At 59.2% G+C, this 16,351-nt stretch carries 17 protein-coding genes; 7 read left to right on the top strand and 10 right to left on the bottom strand.

Features of this window, described 5'->3' with window-relative positions; translation table 11 throughout:
* Positions 1 to 182: 182 nt before the first annotated feature.
* A complete protein-coding gene (locus tag NW853_RS05675) occupies positions 183 to 1,484 on the bottom strand; it encodes an FAD/NAD(P)-binding oxidoreductase (RefSeq protein ID WP_414348267.1) in 1,302 nt (433 codons plus the stop codon).
* 411 nt (positions 1,485 to 1,895) lie between these two features.
* On the opposite strand from NW853_RS05675, the gene NW853_RS05680 reads away from it, so the two are divergent.
* The 4 genes from NW853_RS05680 (at position 1,896) to NW853_RS05695 (ending at position 7,478) form a co-directional block, all read left to right on the top strand.
* Positions 1,896 to 4,661, top strand: a complete 2,766-nt coding sequence (locus NW853_RS05680; RefSeq protein ID WP_414348268.1) for a cation-transporting P-type ATPase — start codon at positions 1,896 to 1,898, stop codon at positions 4,659 to 4,661.
* A 377-nt stretch (positions 4,662 to 5,038) separates the two neighbouring features.
* Complete coding sequence (locus tag NW853_RS05685) at positions 5,039 to 5,503, top strand: AbrB family transcriptional regulator (RefSeq protein WP_414334431.1); 465 nt, start codon at positions 5,039 to 5,041, stop codon at positions 5,501 to 5,503.
* A 137-nt stretch (positions 5,504 to 5,640) separates the two neighbouring features.
* On the top strand, positions 5,641 to 7,041 hold the full coding sequence (locus tag NW853_RS05690) for a 1-acyl-sn-glycerol-3-phosphate acyltransferase (protein WP_414334433.1): 1,401 nt from the start codon (positions 5,641 to 5,643) through the stop codon (positions 7,039 to 7,041).
* 230 nt (positions 7,042 to 7,271) lie between these two features.
* The gene (locus NW853_RS05695; protein ID WP_414334434.1) at positions 7,272 to 7,478 is read left to right on the top strand and encodes a hypothetical protein; all 207 of its coding nucleotides are present in this window, start codon (positions 7,272 to 7,274) and stop codon (positions 7,476 to 7,478) included.
* A 23-nt stretch (positions 7,479 to 7,501) separates the two neighbouring features.
* Here NW853_RS05695 and NW853_RS05700 read toward each other — a convergent pair whose 3' ends face one another.
* Entirely contained in the window at positions 7,502 to 7,747 is a 246-nt protein-coding gene (locus NW853_RS05700; RefSeq protein ID WP_414334435.1) for a hypothetical protein, read from the bottom strand.
* Positions 7,748 to 8,159: 412 nt separating this feature from the next.
* On the opposite strand from NW853_RS05700, the gene NW853_RS05705 reads away from it, so the two are divergent.
* Positions 8,160 to 9,224, top strand: coding sequence for an OmpA family protein (locus tag NW853_RS05705; RefSeq protein WP_414348270.1), 1,065 nt, complete (start codon positions 8,160 to 8,162; stop codon positions 9,222 to 9,224).
* A gap of 37 nt (positions 9,225 to 9,261) precedes the next feature.
* A complete protein-coding gene (locus tag NW853_RS05710) occupies positions 9,262 to 10,236 on the top strand; it encodes a hypothetical protein (RefSeq protein WP_414348273.1) in 975 nt (324 codons plus the stop codon).
* Between the two features lie 60 nt (positions 10,237 to 10,296).
* Here the strand turns inward: NW853_RS05710 and NW853_RS05715 are convergent, their stop codons facing one another.
* Positions 10,297 to 10,524, bottom strand: coding sequence for a hypothetical protein (locus NW853_RS05715; protein ID WP_414334439.1), 228 nt, complete (start codon positions 10,522 to 10,524; stop codon positions 10,297 to 10,299).
* The gene (gene rnc, locus NW853_RS05720; RefSeq protein ID WP_414348275.1) at positions 10,521 to 11,243 is read right to left on the bottom strand and encodes a ribonuclease III; all 723 of its coding nucleotides are present in this window, start codon (positions 11,241 to 11,243) and stop codon (positions 10,521 to 10,523) included. The genes NW853_RS05715 and rnc overlap by 4 nt, the downstream gene beginning before the upstream one ends.
* A gap of 94 nt (positions 11,244 to 11,337) precedes the next feature.
* Here rnc and NW853_RS05725 point away from each other — a divergent pair, with 94 nt between their 5' ends.
* A complete protein-coding gene (locus NW853_RS05725) occupies positions 11,338 to 11,670 on the top strand; it encodes a hypothetical protein (RefSeq protein WP_414334441.1) in 333 nt (110 codons plus the stop codon).
* Between the two features lie 46 nt (positions 11,671 to 11,716).
* Here the strand turns inward: NW853_RS05725 and NW853_RS05730 are convergent, their stop codons facing one another.
* From NW853_RS05730 to NW853_RS05755, 6 genes are all read right to left on the bottom strand, one after another.
* Complete coding sequence (locus NW853_RS05730; protein WP_414334442.1) at positions 11,717 to 11,992, bottom strand: hypothetical protein; 276 nt, start codon at positions 11,990 to 11,992, stop codon at positions 11,717 to 11,719.
* An 87-nt stretch (positions 11,993 to 12,079) separates the two neighbouring features.
* Positions 12,080 to 13,165 carry an A/G-specific adenine glycosylase gene (mutY, locus tag NW853_RS05735; RefSeq protein ID WP_414334444.1) on the bottom strand — a complete coding sequence of 362 codons (1,086 nt, stop codon included), beginning with the start codon at positions 13,163 to 13,165 and terminating at the stop codon, positions 12,080 to 12,082.
* 86 nt (positions 13,166 to 13,251) lie between these two features.
* Positions 13,252 to 13,389: a hypothetical protein gene (locus tag NW853_RS05740; protein WP_414334446.1), complete on the bottom strand. Its 138-nt coding sequence runs from the start codon at positions 13,387 to 13,389 to the stop codon at positions 13,252 to 13,254.
* A gap of 243 nt (positions 13,390 to 13,632) precedes the next feature.
* Complete coding sequence (locus NW853_RS05745) at positions 13,633 to 13,890, bottom strand: hypothetical protein (RefSeq protein WP_414348278.1); 258 nt, start codon at positions 13,888 to 13,890, stop codon at positions 13,633 to 13,635.
* A 116-nt stretch (positions 13,891 to 14,006) separates the two neighbouring features.
* On the bottom strand, positions 14,007 to 15,017 hold the full coding sequence (locus NW853_RS05750) for a heme o synthase (protein ID WP_414348281.1): 1,011 nt from the start codon (positions 15,015 to 15,017) through the stop codon (positions 14,007 to 14,009).
* A gap of 5 nt (positions 15,018 to 15,022) precedes the next feature.
* Positions 15,023 to 16,030 carry a COX15/CtaA family protein gene (locus NW853_RS05755; protein ID WP_414348283.1) on the bottom strand — a complete coding sequence of 336 codons (1,008 nt, stop codon included), beginning with the start codon at positions 16,028 to 16,030 and terminating at the stop codon, positions 15,023 to 15,025.
* Positions 16,031 to 16,351: the final 321 nt, after the last annotated feature.

Consider the following 16,351-nt stretch of genomic DNA (forward strand, 5'->3'; position numbering starts at 1 on the left):
GGAGATCACCTCCATCACCACAGCCGCCGCGCTTTCGGTGCCATGCCAAACAAGCAGATTGAGGATCTGGATGGCAGCAGCTCTCATACCTGAGGTAACACAGCGGCAGAGCGAGCAAGCTCTGTAAAAGAACTCCCCTCTCCCTTGGGGAGAGGGGCTGGGGGTGAGGGGGGTGGAGAGCCTTAGTAGCGATGCACCAGCCTGTTGAGGGGCTTGAAGATATCTGCCTCAAATTTCTTGCCCTTGAGCATGCGGTTCCAGTACAGCCAGGGCAACAGGTGCACCTTGGCCAGGTACATGGAGTAGCGCTCTCGTGTTGGATCCAGGGGGAAAGAGGGAGCTAGCTTTGCGTCATAGGCAAACTCCGCCATGATCAGGGAGTTGTAGCCGGTGATCAGGGGGCAGCAGGTGTAGCCGTCGTAGCGGGCCGGCAGCGGCTTGGACTGCATGGCCGCCAAGAGGTTTTCCGCCAGCACCGGCGCCTGCTTGCGGGCTGCGGCTGCCGTCTTGGAAGTCGGCAGGGAAGAGGCATCCCCCAAAGAGAATACGTTGGGGTAGCGGGGGTGTTGCAGCGTCCACTTGTCCACCTCCACCCAGCCACCAGGTCCCGCGAGGGGGCTGCGCTTGACAAAGTCCGGGGCGCTCATGGGCGGAGCCACGTGGATCATGTCGTAGTGCAGGCTTACCTCTTCCTTGCCCTTGTCGGTGGTTACCTCAAAGATGGCCTCTTGCGTCTCGGGCCGGATGGCCTTGAGGTTGTGCCTGAACTTTACCTGGATCCCGCGCCGCTCCACCACTTTCTCCAGGGCGGCGCTGTATTCTGGCACCGCGAAGAGGGTGGGAGTGGCAGTACAAAAGATAACTTTGGTGTTGACCCCAACGCCGCTTTTGCTCTTAAAGACGTCGTCGGCCATGTACATGATTTTCTGGGGCGCGCCGCCGCACTTGATGGGAGTGGCGGGGTAGGTGAAGATGGCCGTGCCCCCCTGGAAGTTGCGGATGGTCTCCCAGGTGTAGGGGGCGTAGTCTTTGGAGTAATTGCTGGTCACGCCGCCCTTGCCCAATGCTTCCGGCAGGCCTTCGATCAGGTGCCAGTCAATTTGGATCCCGGGGGCCATGATGAGGTAGTCGTATTCGATAACTTGGCCGGCCTCGGTGATGACGCGGTTGTGATCCGGATCCAGCTCGGCCACCCGCGCCTGGATCCACTTGGCTCCCCTGGGGATGACGGTTTTTTCATCGCGAACAAACTTGGCCAGCGGTGCAATGCCCCCGCCCACCAGCGTCCAGCCGGGCTGGTAGTAGTGCTTGTCGGAGGGCTCGATGATGGCAATGTCGAGGTTGCGCTGGCGCTCCAGCAACTGGGCTGCTGCACTGATGCCGGCTGCCCCTCCCCCGACGACAACAATCTGATGGCGAATAACTGCAGGAGAACTCCCAGAAGCAGCCCCCTGCACCTCGGAGCGCGCGCCGTTTTGCGGCACTGCTGCTGACTGGGCTTGTAATTCCCTTGGCTTTGTAGTCGGTACTACCATAACTCCCTCAAAACAGAAACAAAAAAAGCTACCGCTAGACTCAATTGGCCATATTAAAAAACAGCAAAAGAGCCAGCTCACCTGTCCAGGAGCCCGGACAGTTCAGCCGAAGCCCTTTGGCTCCCTACAAGCTCTAGCTAATCATACTACCTAATAAGAATATGTTCATCCTTTCTATCTATTGAGAATTTTAAGCAAATCTTAGCCGGCTGCCTAAACGTTGTTGACGCTTGTCTTGGTAAAGAGCCCCCCGAAGGACACCTTGCCGGGAAGGGCCCATGGCATTGGTTAGGCTATCAGAGATAAGGAGGGCAGGCAGCCCATCCAACCCTCGCGGTGTTGTAACTCAAGATTCCGAACATGGCCGAATCTTCATCCCCTGAGCTGCTCCCGGCCCTTGCCTGGCATGCCCTGCCGGAGGAGCAAGCCATCCAGGAACTCCTCGGAGAGGAGATGTCTTTGGCGGGGCTGTTGGAAAAGGGCCTCTCTCAAGCTGAAGTGGAGAAGAGGCAGCGGCAATACGGCCCCAATGAGCTGAAAGCCAAAGCTGCAACGCCGGCCTGGGTCAAGTTTCTGCAGCAGTTTAACCAGTCGCTGCTCTATATCCTGATGGTGGCTGGGGCGGTCAAGGCGTTCCTGGGATCCTGGCGCAACGCCATCGTGATCTGGGCGGTGGTGGTGATCAACGCCCTCATCAGCTACATCCAAGAGTCTAAGGCGGAGGAGGCGATCGCCGCTCTGGCCAAGTCGGTGGTGACTGAAGTCACGGTGCTGCGGGAGGGGCAGAAAGTGCGGGTGCCCTCGCAGGAGCTGGTACCGGGGGATGTGGTGCTCTTGAGCTCGGGAGACAGGGTGCCCGCCGACCTGCGCCTGCTGAGTGCGCGCAACTTGCAGGTGGACGAATCGGCCCTCACGGGAGAATCGGTGCCGGTGGAAAAACGGCTGGGATCCCTCCCTGAAAACACGCCTTTGGCCGACCGCCAGAACATGGCCTACGCCGGCAGCTTCGTTACTTTTGGCCAAGGGGCGGGGGTGGTGGTGGCCATCGGCAACCAGACCCAGACGGGCCGCATTTCCAAGTTGATCGAAGAGGGGGGATCCCTGCAAACTCCCCTGACGCGCAAGTTTGAGGCGTTCAGCCTGACCTTGCTGAAAATTATCCTCACCTTGGCTGCGCTCACCTTTTTGGTGGGCCTGGTGCAGGGCCAAGCGGCAGTGAGTGTCTTTGAGGCGGCAGTGGCGCTGGCGGTGAGCGCCATCCCCGAAGGCTTGCCGGCGGTAGTTACCGTAACCTTGGCCATTGGGGTCTCCCGCATGGCCCGACGCCATGCCATCATCCGCAAGTTGCCGGCGGTAGAAACCCTGGGCAGCGCCACGGTGATTTGCTCGGACAAAACCGGCACCCTCACGGAAAACCAGATGACGGTGCAGGCCATCTACGCCGGATCCCAGCTCTACCGGGTTACCGGCAGTGGCTACAGCCCCCAGGGCCAGATCCTATCCCAGGAAGCCAATTCCCCCGTCGAAGTGCGCCAATGGCCCTCGCTGGAGGCCTGTCTACTGGCCGGCTGCCTCTGCAACGACACCCGCCTCCAACCCAAGGACGACGGTCAGTGGGAAGTGGTAGGGGATCCCACCGAGGCGGCTCTGCTCGTGGCGGCGCAGAAGGGGGGTCTGGATCGAGAAGATCTGCAGTGCCGCCGCCCTCGCCTGGACAGCATCCCCTTTGAATCCGAGTTTCAGTACATGGCCACCCTGCACCGGTTGGGGCCGGAGGAGCACTGTATCTACGTCAAGGGATCCGTAGAAGCTCTCTTGCCCCGCTGCGGCAGCCAGATGGGATCCCAGGGGGAGATCCAGCCCTTGGAAGCAGAGCGGATTCGCCAGCAGGTGGAGGCCTTGGCGCGGCAGGGGCTGCGGGTTCTGGCCTTTGCCCAAAAAGCCGTACCCCCTAGCCAAACGCAGGTGGATCACTCAGATCTGCAGGAAGGGCTGATTTTCTTGGGCTTGCAGGGGATGATTGACCCGCCGCGGCCGGAGGCCATTGCCGCCGTACGCTCCTGCCAGACTGCCGGGATCCAAGTCAAGATGATCACCGGCGACCATGTGCTCACGGCCCAAGCCATTGCTGAGCAGATGGGCCTGGGCGGCGGCAAACCGGTAAAAGCCTACAGCGGTCGGGATCTGGAGCAGCTTGGCCCAGAGGAGTTTGTAACCGCCGCCAACCAGGGATCCGTCTTTGCGCGGGTGGTGCCGGAGCAAAAGCTGCGCCTGGTGGAAGCTCTGCAGTCGCGGGGTCAGATCGTAGCCATGACCGGCGATGGGGTCAACGACGCCCCGGCCTTGAAGCAGGCAGATGTGGGCATTGCCATGGGGAGGGGCGGCACGGAAGTGGCCAAAGCCGCCGCCGACATGATCTTGACCGACGACAATTTCGCCTCCATCGAGGCCGCCGTCGAAGAGGGGCGCACCGTTTACAACAACCTGCTCAAGGCCATTGCCTTCATCCTGCCGGTGAACGGGGGGGAGTCGATGACCATTCTCCTCAGCGTCCTCCTCAACCGGGAGCTGCCCATTTTGGCCGTTCAAGTGCTGTGGCTGAACATGATCAACTCCATCACCATGACGGTGCCCCTCTCCTTCGAGCCCAGCACGGGGCGGGAGATGACCCAGCCGCCGCGGGATCCCGATGCCAACTTGCTTTCTCCTCGGCTGCTGCAGCGCATCCTGCTGGTGTCGGTCTTCAACTGGATCTTGATCTTCGGGGTTTTTGAGTACATTGAACAAACCACCGGCAATATCGACCTGGCCCGCAGCATGGCCATTCAGGCGCTGGTGATCGGGCGTATTTTCTACTTGCTCAGCCTCAGCCAAGCCATTCCCACCCTGTTGGGCCGCGGACGGGCCAGCCAGTTGGACCACCACGAACGCCTGATGGATACGGCGGCTATTGCCATCGGCATTGGGGCGGCCATCCTGCTGCAGATCCTCTTCAGCCAGTGGGGCGTGATGAACATCATTTTCGACACGGCACCTTTGTCTTGGGATCAGTGGGGCTTCTGTCTGCTGGTCAGCCTGCCGATGATCGTGGTCTCAGCGGTAGCCAATCGAGTGGATCCCGAGTGAGCCGCATTGGCAACTCGCACCCCCATCTGAAAGGGCGCGTCGGCGGCGTGGAGCGCCTGAGGAGCCTCTGAGTTGGGTTTGAAATAACCCTTTGCCTGGATGTTGCCGACCTCCCCCAGGAGCTGAAAAGGCCCACCAAGCTAGGTCTGATGGCATGCTGCTCTTGGCCATCTTTCCGACCCATTTTTGCAAGACAATAAGAGCCGCCGCGCCGATCTCTGCAGTGGGAAATCGTGCTCATTTTCTACCGGAAGTCACAGAAGCTGTGCTCAGAGATTGGGGCGCTCGACGAATGAGAAAGAAAAGCCTCAAACTTTTGGTTGCAGGAGTACATCATAAGGCTATGATCTTAGGGGAAGGATGTAGGACATTAAAAAATGTCAGATATACCACCACAACCTTTAACCGGGAAGGCTCTCCTTCAGAAGGTCGAAGCGCTGGGGCATCTTCCGCGCCGGGAAACGGCAAAGCGCTGCGGCTACGTGACCGTGACCAAGAACAACAAGCTCCGCGTCAACTTAAATGAGTTTTATGACGCGGTGCTGGAGGCAAAAGGTCTGAGCCTCAGCCCAGGTTCCAGCCGCGACAAGCGCGGTCGCGAGCCCACCTTTCGCGTCAGCGTTCACAAAAATGGGCAGCTCATCATCGGGTCCGCCTACACCGAAAAGATGAATCTCAAGCCCGGCGATGAGTTTGAGATTCAGTTGGGCTACAAGCACATTCACCTCAAGCAAGTGTTAAACGGCCAGGTGATGGAGGACTCAACCTCAGACTCAACCTCAAAAGAAGAAGCTGCCCCCAAAAAGACACGGGGCCGCAGGAAAAAAACGGCAGGAGCCTGAACTTCTTCTGGAGTTGGGCGGAGGGAGTCCAGTTGAGAAACTGTCACTGCGGGGCTTTCTTCCCTCTTCACCCTCCTTAAGATGGGATCCAAAGCCTGGGTTTACCGACGGCGACAACCCTAGATTTGAGGATCCCTATGCAGCAGACCGTTCAACCTCCTCTCAAATTTCTGCCGCCGCGATTGACACCGTGGGTGGTTCGTTTTGCCCAAACGGGTTTGCCCTTGTGGTTGCGATGGGCCAAAGGGATCCCGCGCATTGAGGTAGAAGGGGGCGAGCGTTTGGCTCAGCTTTATCAGCAATTTGAGGCAGGCAAGATTCGCCTGTTGGTTGCCTTTCGCCACCCCACCCTCGACGATCCTCCCTGCTTGATGTACCTGTTTTCCCACCTTTTGCCTCGGGTGGCCCGGCAAGAGGGGATCCGCCTGCGGCAGCGGCCCCACGTCTTGTTTGTCTACGACCGTGGCCTGCCGCTGTGGCTGGGCTCGATTGCCCGTTGGGGATTGCCCCGGCTGGGCGGGATCCCGATTTTACGGGGCCGTCTGGATCGGGCAGGACTGAAGAGCTCTCGCGAGCAGTTTGTGTCGGGCCAGTACCCCCTGGCAGTCGCTCCCGAAGGAACGATCAACGGCATGAGTGGGCTGCTCAACCCGCTGGAGCCGGGAGTGGCCCAGATGGGTTTTTGGGCGGTAGAGGATCTGCACAAGGCGGGACGGCCAGAGGAGGTGCTGATCTTGCCGGTGGGCCTTCGCTACTCCTACTTGAGGGATCCCAGCCCGGTGCTGGACAGGTTGCTCCACCGCATGGAGGCCGATTGCAAGCTCCCGGCCACCCGCTCGGCCCATGTCGGCAAGGGGTTTCTGATGGCCCGCCTGCTCCGCTTGGCCGAACATCTGATTCAGGTGATGGAGCGTTTTTACGAGCGCTTCTACGCCCCAGCTTTGCCCGACGCGGCGCGGGTTAACCTGAGAGGGGGAGGGGATCTGTTGGCACGTCTGCAAAGCCTATCGGATCTGGCCCTGCGCGTGGCCGAGCAGCACTTTGGCCTGCAGCCCCAGGGAGACTTGATCGAGCGGCGGCATCGCATCGAACAGGCAGGCTGGGCTTGGATCTACCGGGAAGATATTGCCGACATTGCTGCCCTTTCGGCTTTGGAGAAGGGGTTGGCCAATCGCGTCGCCTCGGAGGCCGGCTTCCACCTCTGGCACATGCGCCTGGTGGAGACCCTGATGGTGTTTGCTGTGCGTCCCCTGCCGGAGCAACCCAGTTTGGAGGAACTGGCCGAAACCGCCCTGCGGCTGTGGAACCTCTTGGCCTGGATCAAGGGGAAAAACCCCGTCGGTGCTGACCCCCCCAGGTTGGGGCCGCGGCTGGCCCGTTTCAGCATCGGGGATCCCCTCTCGGTTTCGGAGCGCTGGCCCGCCTACCAGGCCAACCGCCGGCAAGCCGTACAAGCCCTGACCCAGGATTTGCAAGCAGAGATGGAGCGGCTGCTGCACGGGATCCCGCGCTCCCCAGCGGCCATGGCTGCCCGCTGATCTCTCGGCTGGTTGACTTGAGGTGGGTTGAGCGGACTGGGAAGCCTTGGGCCAAAACGGATCCCAGCTCCCTCTTGAGAAGTGCACAGCTTCCTTCTCCAACAATTTCTCCGATGTTCTTTAAGAAGTTTTAGGGAAGCCAGACGAATTTTTGCGTTATTTGACAAGAAGGTGAGGAAGAAGGGGAAATTTTGGCTCCTGCGGTAGAAAGGTAGTGAGGCGAGTTGGCCTTGTCTATGTCCGATGAGCTGCTCCGCGCAATTCGTAGGCGCGACCTAGAGGCCGCCACCTCAGCCGTGCAGCACTTGCGCTCCCGACATCTCAGTGAGGCAGTGATTACCTCGATGGTGATGGTGGCCGTGGAGCGATTGGCCTGGGACGAGGGCGATCGGGCCGCCGCCAGTTGGCTGCTGCGCCGCTGCTCCAGAAGGCGCTGAAGGAATCCAGGCCGAGCGAACGCCTAGAGCACCTGCTGCTCGCGGAGAGCCTCGACCAGCAACGCCGCCAGGGAATCGAAGGAGGAGAAGCGCTCGTTGGGGGATCCCAGATTCGCAATGTGAAAACGGCGATCCCGACCATCGAACACCAGCTCCTCTGCCTTTTTGAAGAGGACGTTGTTGATCTGAAGGCCGTTGGTGAGCCGCAGCAGCGCAACGTATTCTTTGGGAACCAGTTGGCCAAGCTCCCGTTGCGCCTCTGTTTGCACTGCTCCCTGCGCGGATAAACCCAGTGAGCGGGCATTGGCTCAGCTCTGCTGGCGTGGCTAGGGTCTCGGCCAGTTCCACCAGATTTTTTTATTCTTGTTTATTCTTGATCGGCTCGTCAGGGTTCTTGTTCGGATCGTCAGGATGCTGACGATCTTCCTCAAAGAACATCAACCTCTGAAGACGAGCTGAGCGGTAGTCGGAGATGCGCTGCGAAGTGGGTGTAGTCTTGTCTCATGGTCGCTTCCCTCCTGGAGAAAATCTAACTCCGGCTCAGGTGCAACAACCCGTTTGTAAAGGCTTATTCGCAACTAGCACATAAACGTTAAAGTTCGTATTTAATCTCTTTGCATTTTCAAGCTAAACTTCTAGGCAATGGCCCCGTAACGACTTTGGAAAAACCAGGAAGTGGCTATGTCTTTTCGCGTAGGTTTACAATCTTTTGCCTTCGCTCTGCTAACAGCGCTGCTTGTCAATGCGGGGCCAGCCCGGGCCGATCTGCCAGGAACGGCGGATCCGCCGGGGCTCAAGCGCTTTGCCGGCTCCAGCATTGTGTTTCAATCGCGGGCCGACTACGACCGCCTCAAGTTTGCCCTTGAGAAAATCGTCTTCAGTGGCGCGATGGGAGCTGTGCAGCCGTATCGGTCTCAAACTGTTGAGGGGCGCCGCATCACAACCTATTACCGATTGCCGGAGCGGGTTGCCCCCCTAGAGGCGCTGCGCAACTACGAAACCGAACTGAAAGAGTCTGGTTTTGAGATCCTCTTCTCCGGCTTAGGGGAGGAGATCGAGACCCTCGGCTACAACAACCAGATTGCCCACGAGATCCTCGATATGAAGGGCACCTACAGCACGCCGGAAGAACGGGCGCAGTGGCCGTTCCAGAACGCGAGAGAAAACACTGCTGCCTATTTAGCCGCACGTGGCAAGTCGCCCGAAGGCGATGAGCGATTCGTAAGCGCCTACTTTGTGGTCAATACCGATGACTGGGAGGTCACGCGCGGCAGTGGACGGATCCCGACCGGGATTACCCTGGGGCGGGTGGATGTCATCGATGTCAAGACTCGCCAGCAGCGCCTGGAACTGGTGACCAGCAGCGAGCTGGATCAAGCCATCAGCCGCGATGGCCGGATCGCTCTCTACGGCATTCTCTTTGCCTATGACTCGGATCAAATCGAAGCGGCTGCCGAGCCCACCCTTGCCGAGATCGCCAAGCTGATGCGCGAGCGCGCCGACCTCAGCATCCTCGTGGTCGGCCATACCGATGCAACCGGCAGCTTCGACTACAATCTTGGCCTCTCGCGGCGTCGGGCCGAAGCTGTGGTCAACCGCTTGGTTCAGCTTGGCATTGAGCAGCGCCGACTCTATCCGGTTGGTGTGGGATTCTCCGCTCCTGTTGCCAGCAACGCCACTGACGAGGGCCGGGCAAAGAATCGTCGCGTGGAGTTGGTGGATCTGGCCGGCGGCAGGCTCCCCTAGGGGGGAGTTGCCGAGGGTTGGGGCAGGACAGGCATTGTTGAAAGTCTGGACACTGCGGCTGTGGCGAACTAGCTTAGAGGCAACTCTTTACTTCAAGCTAGTTCGTGGGGTGGGATCCATGCTGAGGCCCAGTCTTTTGTTCTCCGGATCGGCGCTTCTGGGTTTGCTGTCTTGGCTGTGTTTGGGCGGCGAATGTGGCTGGTTGGTCTCGTCTCGTCAAGAGTGGGGTTCTGCCACTGAAGTGTCTCTGGAAGCTGGGGAGCTCTCTCTGCCGTCATCTCTCTCTCTATTCTCTGCCCAGGTGGATGTTCGCCATGAGCTGGCGTGGCTAACCCAATCCATTGAACAGGAGCCGGGGAACGCGCAGCTCTATCTGCAGCGGGCTCGGTACTTCTGGGATCGGTTGCAGGGCGCTCCCTTGGCCTTGGCCGAGCCAGACCAGGCGACTGCTGTTGACCACCTGCTGAGCTTGGCGCTGCGGGATCTGGACATTGCCATTGCTTTGGATCCCTATTTGTCTGAAGCTTACTTGCTCAAGGCCAGGATTCAACACGAGTATTTTGGGGAGCTGGAGCAGGCTTTGGCAGCGTTGTCCCCCCTGGATCGCATTGCCTATCGCAACCCCCAACTCCACTTGTTGCGCTCTCGCATCTGGGCGGAACAAGGACATCTGGAATCGGCGTTTGATGTGTCGCACCTGGCTATTGAACTGGCCGAGCAAAACCAAAGCCCTGCCGATCTTTTCGATGCCTATGTCCATCGCGGCCTGATGTGGGCCAGCATTTGCGACTTCAACTTGGCCGTTCAGGATTTCAGCCGAGCTATCGAGGTGCAGCCGCAGCAAGCCGAGGGCTACTACCACCGCGGCATGGCGCGCGCCTATCAGGGAGAGGATAGGGCCGGTGCCGCTGCCGATCTGGGCCGTGCTTTGACACTGTGGCAGGCTGCAGGCACGGGATCCCCAGAGTTGCTGGAATATGTAGAAGCAGTGCGGATGGAACTGTTGCGGTAGCTCCTGTAGCTGGCCGAAGTCCTCACTAGCAAGCCAAGCCTCTTGTTTGATTGCTCACTTTCAACGGCGACGAGCATCGAGGACAAACAGAGCACTGCCTACGACGAACAGGAGACTGGCGCCTATCCCAAGCAGGGCTTGGACAACCTTTGGGTTGAGAAGGGTTGGAGCTGCTGGATCCCACAGAGATGGGTCACTGCCCAGGTTTATCACCTCGCCCAGCGCAAACAGGCTGCTCCCCAGCAAAAACAACCAACTGGCCAGCTCGTAGGGGTGATTGCCTCTCATGTCTCCTCCGACTGCAAGCGCCCGTAGGCCTGGGCAGCGGCAGCCATTTCTGCAGCTTTTTTTGAGCGACCTTCACCGCGGCCCCAGCACCGTCCTTGCCCCCAGACTTCCATGGTGAACTGAGGCGGATGCTCCTGGGCGGCCACCAGGCGATACTCCGGCAGACTGCCCCAAAGGCGTTGGGTGAGTTCTTGTAAGGCTGCTTTGGGGTTGCGTCGAGTGGGGTCTTGAAACCATTGCTCCACTCGCCGGCGCAAATAGGGATCCAGCCAGGGATGCAGCCTGGGCAGTGTGTAAATACCCCAACTGAGATAAAAAGCCCCCAGCAAAGCCTCGAAGGCATCCGCCAGCCGCCGACCCCGTCCGACCAGGTCGTTTTGGGAGCTGGATCCCACCTCCAGGTAACGATCTAGGCCGTGCAGGTCTGCCAGTTCCGCCAGGTGAGCATCGCTGATCAAGTCGGAGCGAATTGCGGTTAGCTCTCCCACCGACAAGTGGGGATAGGACTGAAACAAGAATTCTGTGGCCAGAATCCGCAGGACAGAATCCCCCAATAACTCCAGCCGATCGTTGTTCCGCCGGCTGTCCAGAGAAGGGTGGATCAGAGCCTGATCCAGCAGATCCCAGCGCAGTTGTGCCAACACAGCAGGATCCCCAAATCCAAGACGAGCCAGTAGGTGCTCCAAGGCACGGCGACGGGACGGGATCAACTCAACCATGGCCCACAACCCTTTTGACCGGGGTCATTCTGCTCAGGCAGAAAGCTGGCTATACTACAAAAGTAGTATAGACCTTGCGAGGGAGGATCCCTACATGCCCATCCGTGCCAATTCTCCCACTGCCACGACCCAGATGGAGGTAACCAGCATTCGGCTAGAGCGTGAGCTGAAGCAGCGACTGAAGGCGCTGGCCGGAAATCAGGGCTACCAGGCTCTAATACGGGAAATTCTTTGGAGTTATGTCCTGCGTCATTCTCAGGGAGCTGCCACCCTTAGCCCTGAGGATATTCGGGCCAGCTTCCCGGCCACAGCCCATCAAGCCCAATGCTGTGCTCTCACTGGCCAGGCTATTCAACCGCAGGAACCGATGCTGCTGGGGTGGACCAGCGATGGAAAGTTGGTTGCCCTCAGCTCTTCCTGCTTCTAACCTTCTTTGGGGAGTACCTCTCAAGCTGGCAGAGGGATCTGCCCCTTCAAGTGCCACGAATTTCTCGATATTTTCTGGCCCGTTCTTCGAAGGGATCAGGGGCTTTGGCTTTGGAGACTGCCTCCTCCAGTTGGGCCATCACCGTCTCTGCGGGCTCAGCAGAGCGGACGACATAAAACATGAGGTTGATGGCTTCGTTGGCCGTTAGTTTGAGGTTTTCTTTTCCCTTGGGCACCAGCGCGATCTTGCCATCTGTGGTCGGGATAGCGGTATGGGATCCCTTGGCCAGAATTTCCCCAGCTTTTTCCAGAGTAACCAGCATATCCGTAGCTCACCGCAGCGGGACACCTACCATCCTATCGAATGTCTTGGGGCAGGGGTTCCAGAAGGGTCTAAGCCATTTGGCGGATTAGGTGTGTTCCCATGAGTTGCCCCGCTCGGCCAACCAAGCGTACAAGTGAGGAAACAACTTTTGATTGGCCCCCGGGAAGGGAAATGCCGACAGATCCGCCGGGCTGACCCAGCGCACCTCGCTGCATTGCAGGGCTTGGGCTTCTCCGCCTAAGTAGCGACAGATAAAAGCGATCAAAGTAATGGTGAAATGGGTGTAGGCATGTTCGATGGTGGCTAAGGGCGCCACCACCTCGATATCGATACCGATTTCTTCTTTCACTTCTCGGACTACACACTCGGCAGCCGTTTCTCCCGGCTCAATTTTTCCTCCGGGAAACTCCCACAGCCCGCTGAGCATGGAGCTTTCCAGCCGTCGATCGATGAGGATTTCTGTTCCCCGCAGAACAATGGCAACGGCAATTTGCTTGTGAGGACGAGGGGTACGGGGTGCAGACATAGGCAATTGCTGGTGTTGACCTCGATTGTAGGCGGCGCAATCTCCTTGCCAAGGGCATTGGCCGCAGCGAGGCTTTCGGGGACGACAGACAGTCGCTCCCAAATCCATCAGGGCCTGGTTAAAAGTCCGCGGCTGCACGGGATCCAACAATTGCTCAGAAAGCTGCCACAACAGAGGCAGACACCGGGCCGGAGGCTGCTGCAAAGCCAGCAAGCGAGCCAACACCCGCTTGACGTTGCCATCCAAAATCGGCAAAGGCTGATCGAAGGCAGCGCTGAGAATGCCGCCAGCCGTGGTGCGCCCGATCCCCGGCAGCGCCAGCACCTGCTCCAGATCCCTGGGAAACTCGCCGTTGCCTTCCTGCACCAACATTTGGGCGGCTTTGTGCAAGTTCAGCGCCCGGCGGTAATAGCCCAGGCCCTCCCATAGCTTCAACACCTGCTGCTGGGGGGCTGCCGCCAAGTCCGGGATCTTGGGCAAGGCCTGCATCCAGCGCTGAAAGTAGGGGATGACCGTCGCCACCTGGGTCTGCTGCAACATCACCTCCGCAACCCAAATGGCATAGGGATCCCGACTGCGACGCCAAGGCAGATCCCGCCCGTGGTCGCGGTACCAGTGCTGCAGAGACTGCCGCAAGCGCTGCACGACAGCCTCATCCCAACCTTCTACCTCGTCTGGAAGGCTGACAGTGCAGGAAAGACTGCCCTTGGCTTGCGGAATAAGCTGAGATCTCAAGCCACGTAAGCAAAGTGCAGAGCCCACCAGATCAAGGCCGAGACCACCCCGGCCACAATTCCTGCCGAGATCAAAACAACAATTGGGCTGTCTGCCCCCTTGAACTTCATGATGCCGCGATTGTAGTCAGCCATCTGCGCCTCCCACCAGCTTTGGCGTTCGGGTTGTTATGGATGTCGATCGGGATCCGGGTCTGCCAGCTCTATCTCCAGAATAGCCAATCTGTCTGGGATCCGATCGGCTCGCAAAATCAGGGTTATTTCAAATCGGGAGCAAACTTCAAGAATCCCCCGCCTTTTTCCCCTTCCCGACCCACCTCACACAGCCTTGAGCGGGCGATCCCTGCCTCGGAAGAAAGCCTCAGTGGGGAAGCTGGCCTACGGTCGCTCCCCTCCCTGGTTGCGGATCAAGAAGCGGATTTCTTCAAGGAGAACCTCAAAACGTTGATCCGATTCAGCCTGACGCTGCCTCAGTTCTCTCAGCTCCTGCCTCAGTTCCAAGACAACTTCGGCAAGACGCCCTGAGAGGGTTTGCAAGGCAAGCTGGGCATCGGTAACCTTGGCAACTGTGTCGGCCACTCTGGTTACAGCTTCGGCCAACTGGACAAACCGCGTCTCGATCTCTTCATTCGTCATAGCCGGATCCGTCTAGCGGTGGCTAACCGATCGTAACTTTGGATCAGAGCGGGCTGTAATCCGCAAGAACTGGTCGGCCAACGTGAGTTGTCAACCTAGGGATCCAGCCTTGCAAGCTAGCCAGTCAGCGCCAGCAACGTGGTGTAGATCCCCTGCAGCGAGGCGAGGGCTTGATCCCAGAGGGTGTGGGTCGGCGCCCACCTGTCCAGACCCATAGCCCCACACAGCAGCAGCAAATAGAGGTTGGCGAAGGTGAAAAGGGAGGCCGCCCGCTCCCGATTGTGGGGATCCTGCAGCAACTGCACCGCCTTCCAAACCAAGAGGGATCCCAGCAGCGCCGCCACACTCAAGTAAAAGGATCCCAGCACCCGCAAGGGGTAAACCAGCAACAAGCTGACCGGAAGTATCAGCAGCGCGTAGAGGAGAATCTGGGCGGCAGTCAACCTTTCTCCGGCCACCACCGGCAGCATCGGCACGCCGGCGCGGGCGTAGTCTTCCCGCTTCAGAATGGCCAAAGCCCAAAAGTGGGGCGGGGTCCACAAAAAGATGATGACAAACATCACCCAAGCAGCCCAGCTCAGCTCGCCCGTGGCCGCCGCCCAGCCCACCAAGGGCGGGATCGCTCCTGCCGCTCCCCCGATGACGATGTTCTGGGTGCTGGAACGCTTTAGCCAGTGGGTGTAGACTCCCACGTACACCAGGATCCCCAACATGGCCAAACCGGCGGCCAGCAGGTTGGTGAAATAGGCCAGCAAACCAAAGGAAGTCACGGCTAGGATCCCGGCAAACAGGAGAGCATGTCTCGCCTGAATGCGACCGGAAGGCAAAGGGCGATGGCGAGTTCGCTCCATCATGCGATCGATATCGGCGTCATACACCATGTTGATGACGTTGGCCGCTGCCGCTGCCATCCCGCCCCCCACGAGGGTGACGCCAAACTTCAGGGGATCGCTGTTGCCCGCCATCCACATCGCGCCGGCCGTGGTCATCAGCAAGAGGGCGATGATCTTCGGCTTCACCAACTGGCTATAGCTGCGCAAAACCTGGGATACCGTTCGGTGATGGCAGACTTGGGAAGGGATCCGTGTCGGTGCGGCTCGGTAACGGTCTTGGAAAACATCCTGCATGGAAATCACTCACCGGTCATTTCTGCGGTCATGGCCATCCACCGGGCTTCTTCCCGCTGAGTTCGCATTTGCCAGGCCAGAACCGTAAAGCTCAGCAAACAGGCCAGCAAAGCTGCACCGATCATCTGATGGGCCACCGTCAGCGGCTCCACCTGCAGCCGGTAGCGATAGGTCAAGATGCCGATCCCCACCTGGGCCAACAGCAGGCCGACAGACCCGTGACCCAAGAACTTGAGGAGCCGCGGGATCCGCTTGCGCCTTAGCCCGGTGGCCACCGCCACTGCCAACACCCCAAGGGTAGCCGGAGCCACGCCCAGCAAGTGGCTGTTCATCACCCCGCACAGCTCGCCAGCAGCAAAGCACTGGTGCAAAGCCCATTGGGAAGCCACCAGGGCGCCAAGAAGGCTCTGAACATAGATCAGCAGCACCGCCCCCAAGCCCAGCCAAGGCAGGTAGCCGATAGAAAATGGCCCTTCACCTGGCTGCCCCCGCAGGACAGAGCCCTCAGAACCGGATCTTGTCAAGGCCAGCAATCCCAGGGTGAGCAGCGTGGCAAAGAACAGCAGGCCCGTGCCCAAGTGGGCCGTTACAATGTCAAAGCGCAGCAGCTCCGTCACCGTCAGCCCACCCAGGATCCCTTGCACCAAGACCAGAACAAAAGCCCAGCTCAAGCCCCAGGGCAGCCAAGTAGGCAATGCCCGGCGCTTCAGCCAGGCAAACTCCATCAGAACCAGGGTAGCCAAGCCTACCCCAGAAGCCACCATGCGGTGAAACCATTCCAAAAAGACTCGTAGGTTCATCTGCTGAACAGGCACAAGCTCCCCATAGCAAAGGGGCCAATCCGGACAAGACAGCCCAGCGTTCATGACTCGGGTGGCACTGCCCAGCCCCATCAACAGCCAAGTGGCCACTGCCAGCCCCAGCAGAGCTTGCCCCATGCGCAGGGAAAGCCTGTCAGAAGGCACGGGATCCCGCCGGGAAGAAGGCTGGAATTGAGAGATCGAAGAATCCATCGCAGTTGAGGGCAGAAGATCAAGCCAACAGTTCAAGCAGGCTGTACGGCAGGGGTGGGTCGAGCCGACAAAGCCTGGCCGGTTCGGTCTCAACAAGAATGCAAGTTACCCGGCATCCAACCCTAGTCACGAATCTTAAATGCGGTTTTGCGGCTGGCGAAGGCTTTTTAAGAATTTCTTTCTGGAGGCGCACATGCTTCAGCTAGAAACCGCAGGAGCCCCGCCCTGTACCCGTAGGGTCAGGAGCGGGAGGAATGCGGACGATAGATAATCGTGACATGGCCCAAGTCCTGACTATCTCCTGCAAGCTCAAGGTGTCTG

Origin of the sequence: Synechococcus sp. H55.11, assembly GCF_047462475.1 — a bacterium.
In the GTDB taxonomy this organism is placed as follows: domain Bacteria; phylum Cyanobacteriota; class Cyanobacteriia; order Thermostichales; family Thermostichaceae; genus Thermostichus.

What these genes read in the sequence shown, in the direction of transcription:
- NW853_RS05680 (WP_414348268.1), top strand. Translation starts at nt 1,896, where the DNA reads ATGGCCGAATCTTCATCCCCTGAGCTGCTCCCGGCCCTTGCCTGGCAT.
- NW853_RS05685 (WP_414334431.1), top strand. Translation starts at nt 5,039, where the DNA reads ATGTCAGATATACCACCACAACCTTTAACCGGGAAGGCTCTCCTTCAG.
- NW853_RS05690 (WP_414334433.1), top strand. Translation starts at nt 5,641, where the DNA reads ATGCAGCAGACCGTTCAACCTCCTCTCAAATTTCTGCCGCCGCGATTG.
- NW853_RS05705 (WP_414348270.1), top strand. Translation starts at nt 8,160, where the DNA reads ATGTCTTTTCGCGTAGGTTTACAATCTTTTGCCTTCGCTCTGCTAACA.
- NW853_RS05715 (WP_414334439.1), bottom strand. Translation starts at nt 10,524, where the DNA reads ATGAGAGGCAATCACCCCTACGAGCTGGCCAGTTGGTTGTTTTTGCTG.
- rnc (WP_414348275.1), bottom strand. Translation starts at nt 11,243, where the DNA reads ATGGTTGAGTTGATCCCGTCCCGTCGCCGTGCCTTGGAGCACCTACTG.
- NW853_RS05725 (WP_414334441.1), top strand. Translation starts at nt 11,338, where the DNA reads ATGCCCATCCGTGCCAATTCTCCCACTGCCACGACCCAGATGGAGGTA.
- NW853_RS05730 (WP_414334442.1), bottom strand. Translation starts at nt 11,992, where the DNA reads ATGCTGGTTACTCTGGAAAAAGCTGGGGAAATTCTGGCCAAGGGATCC.
- NW853_RS05740 (WP_414334446.1), bottom strand. Translation starts at nt 13,389, where the DNA reads ATGGCTGACTACAATCGCGGCATCATGAAGTTCAAGGGGGCAGACAGC.
- NW853_RS05745 (WP_414348278.1), bottom strand. Translation starts at nt 13,890, where the DNA reads ATGACGAATGAAGAGATCGAGACGCGGTTTGTCCAGTTGGCCGAAGCT.
- NW853_RS05750 (WP_414348281.1), bottom strand. Translation starts at nt 15,017, where the DNA reads ATGCAGGATGTTTTCCAAGACCGTTACCGAGCCGCACCGACACGGATC.
- NW853_RS05755 (WP_414348283.1), bottom strand. Translation starts at nt 16,030, where the DNA reads ATGGATTCTTCGATCTCTCAATTCCAGCCTTCTTCCCGGCGGGATCCC.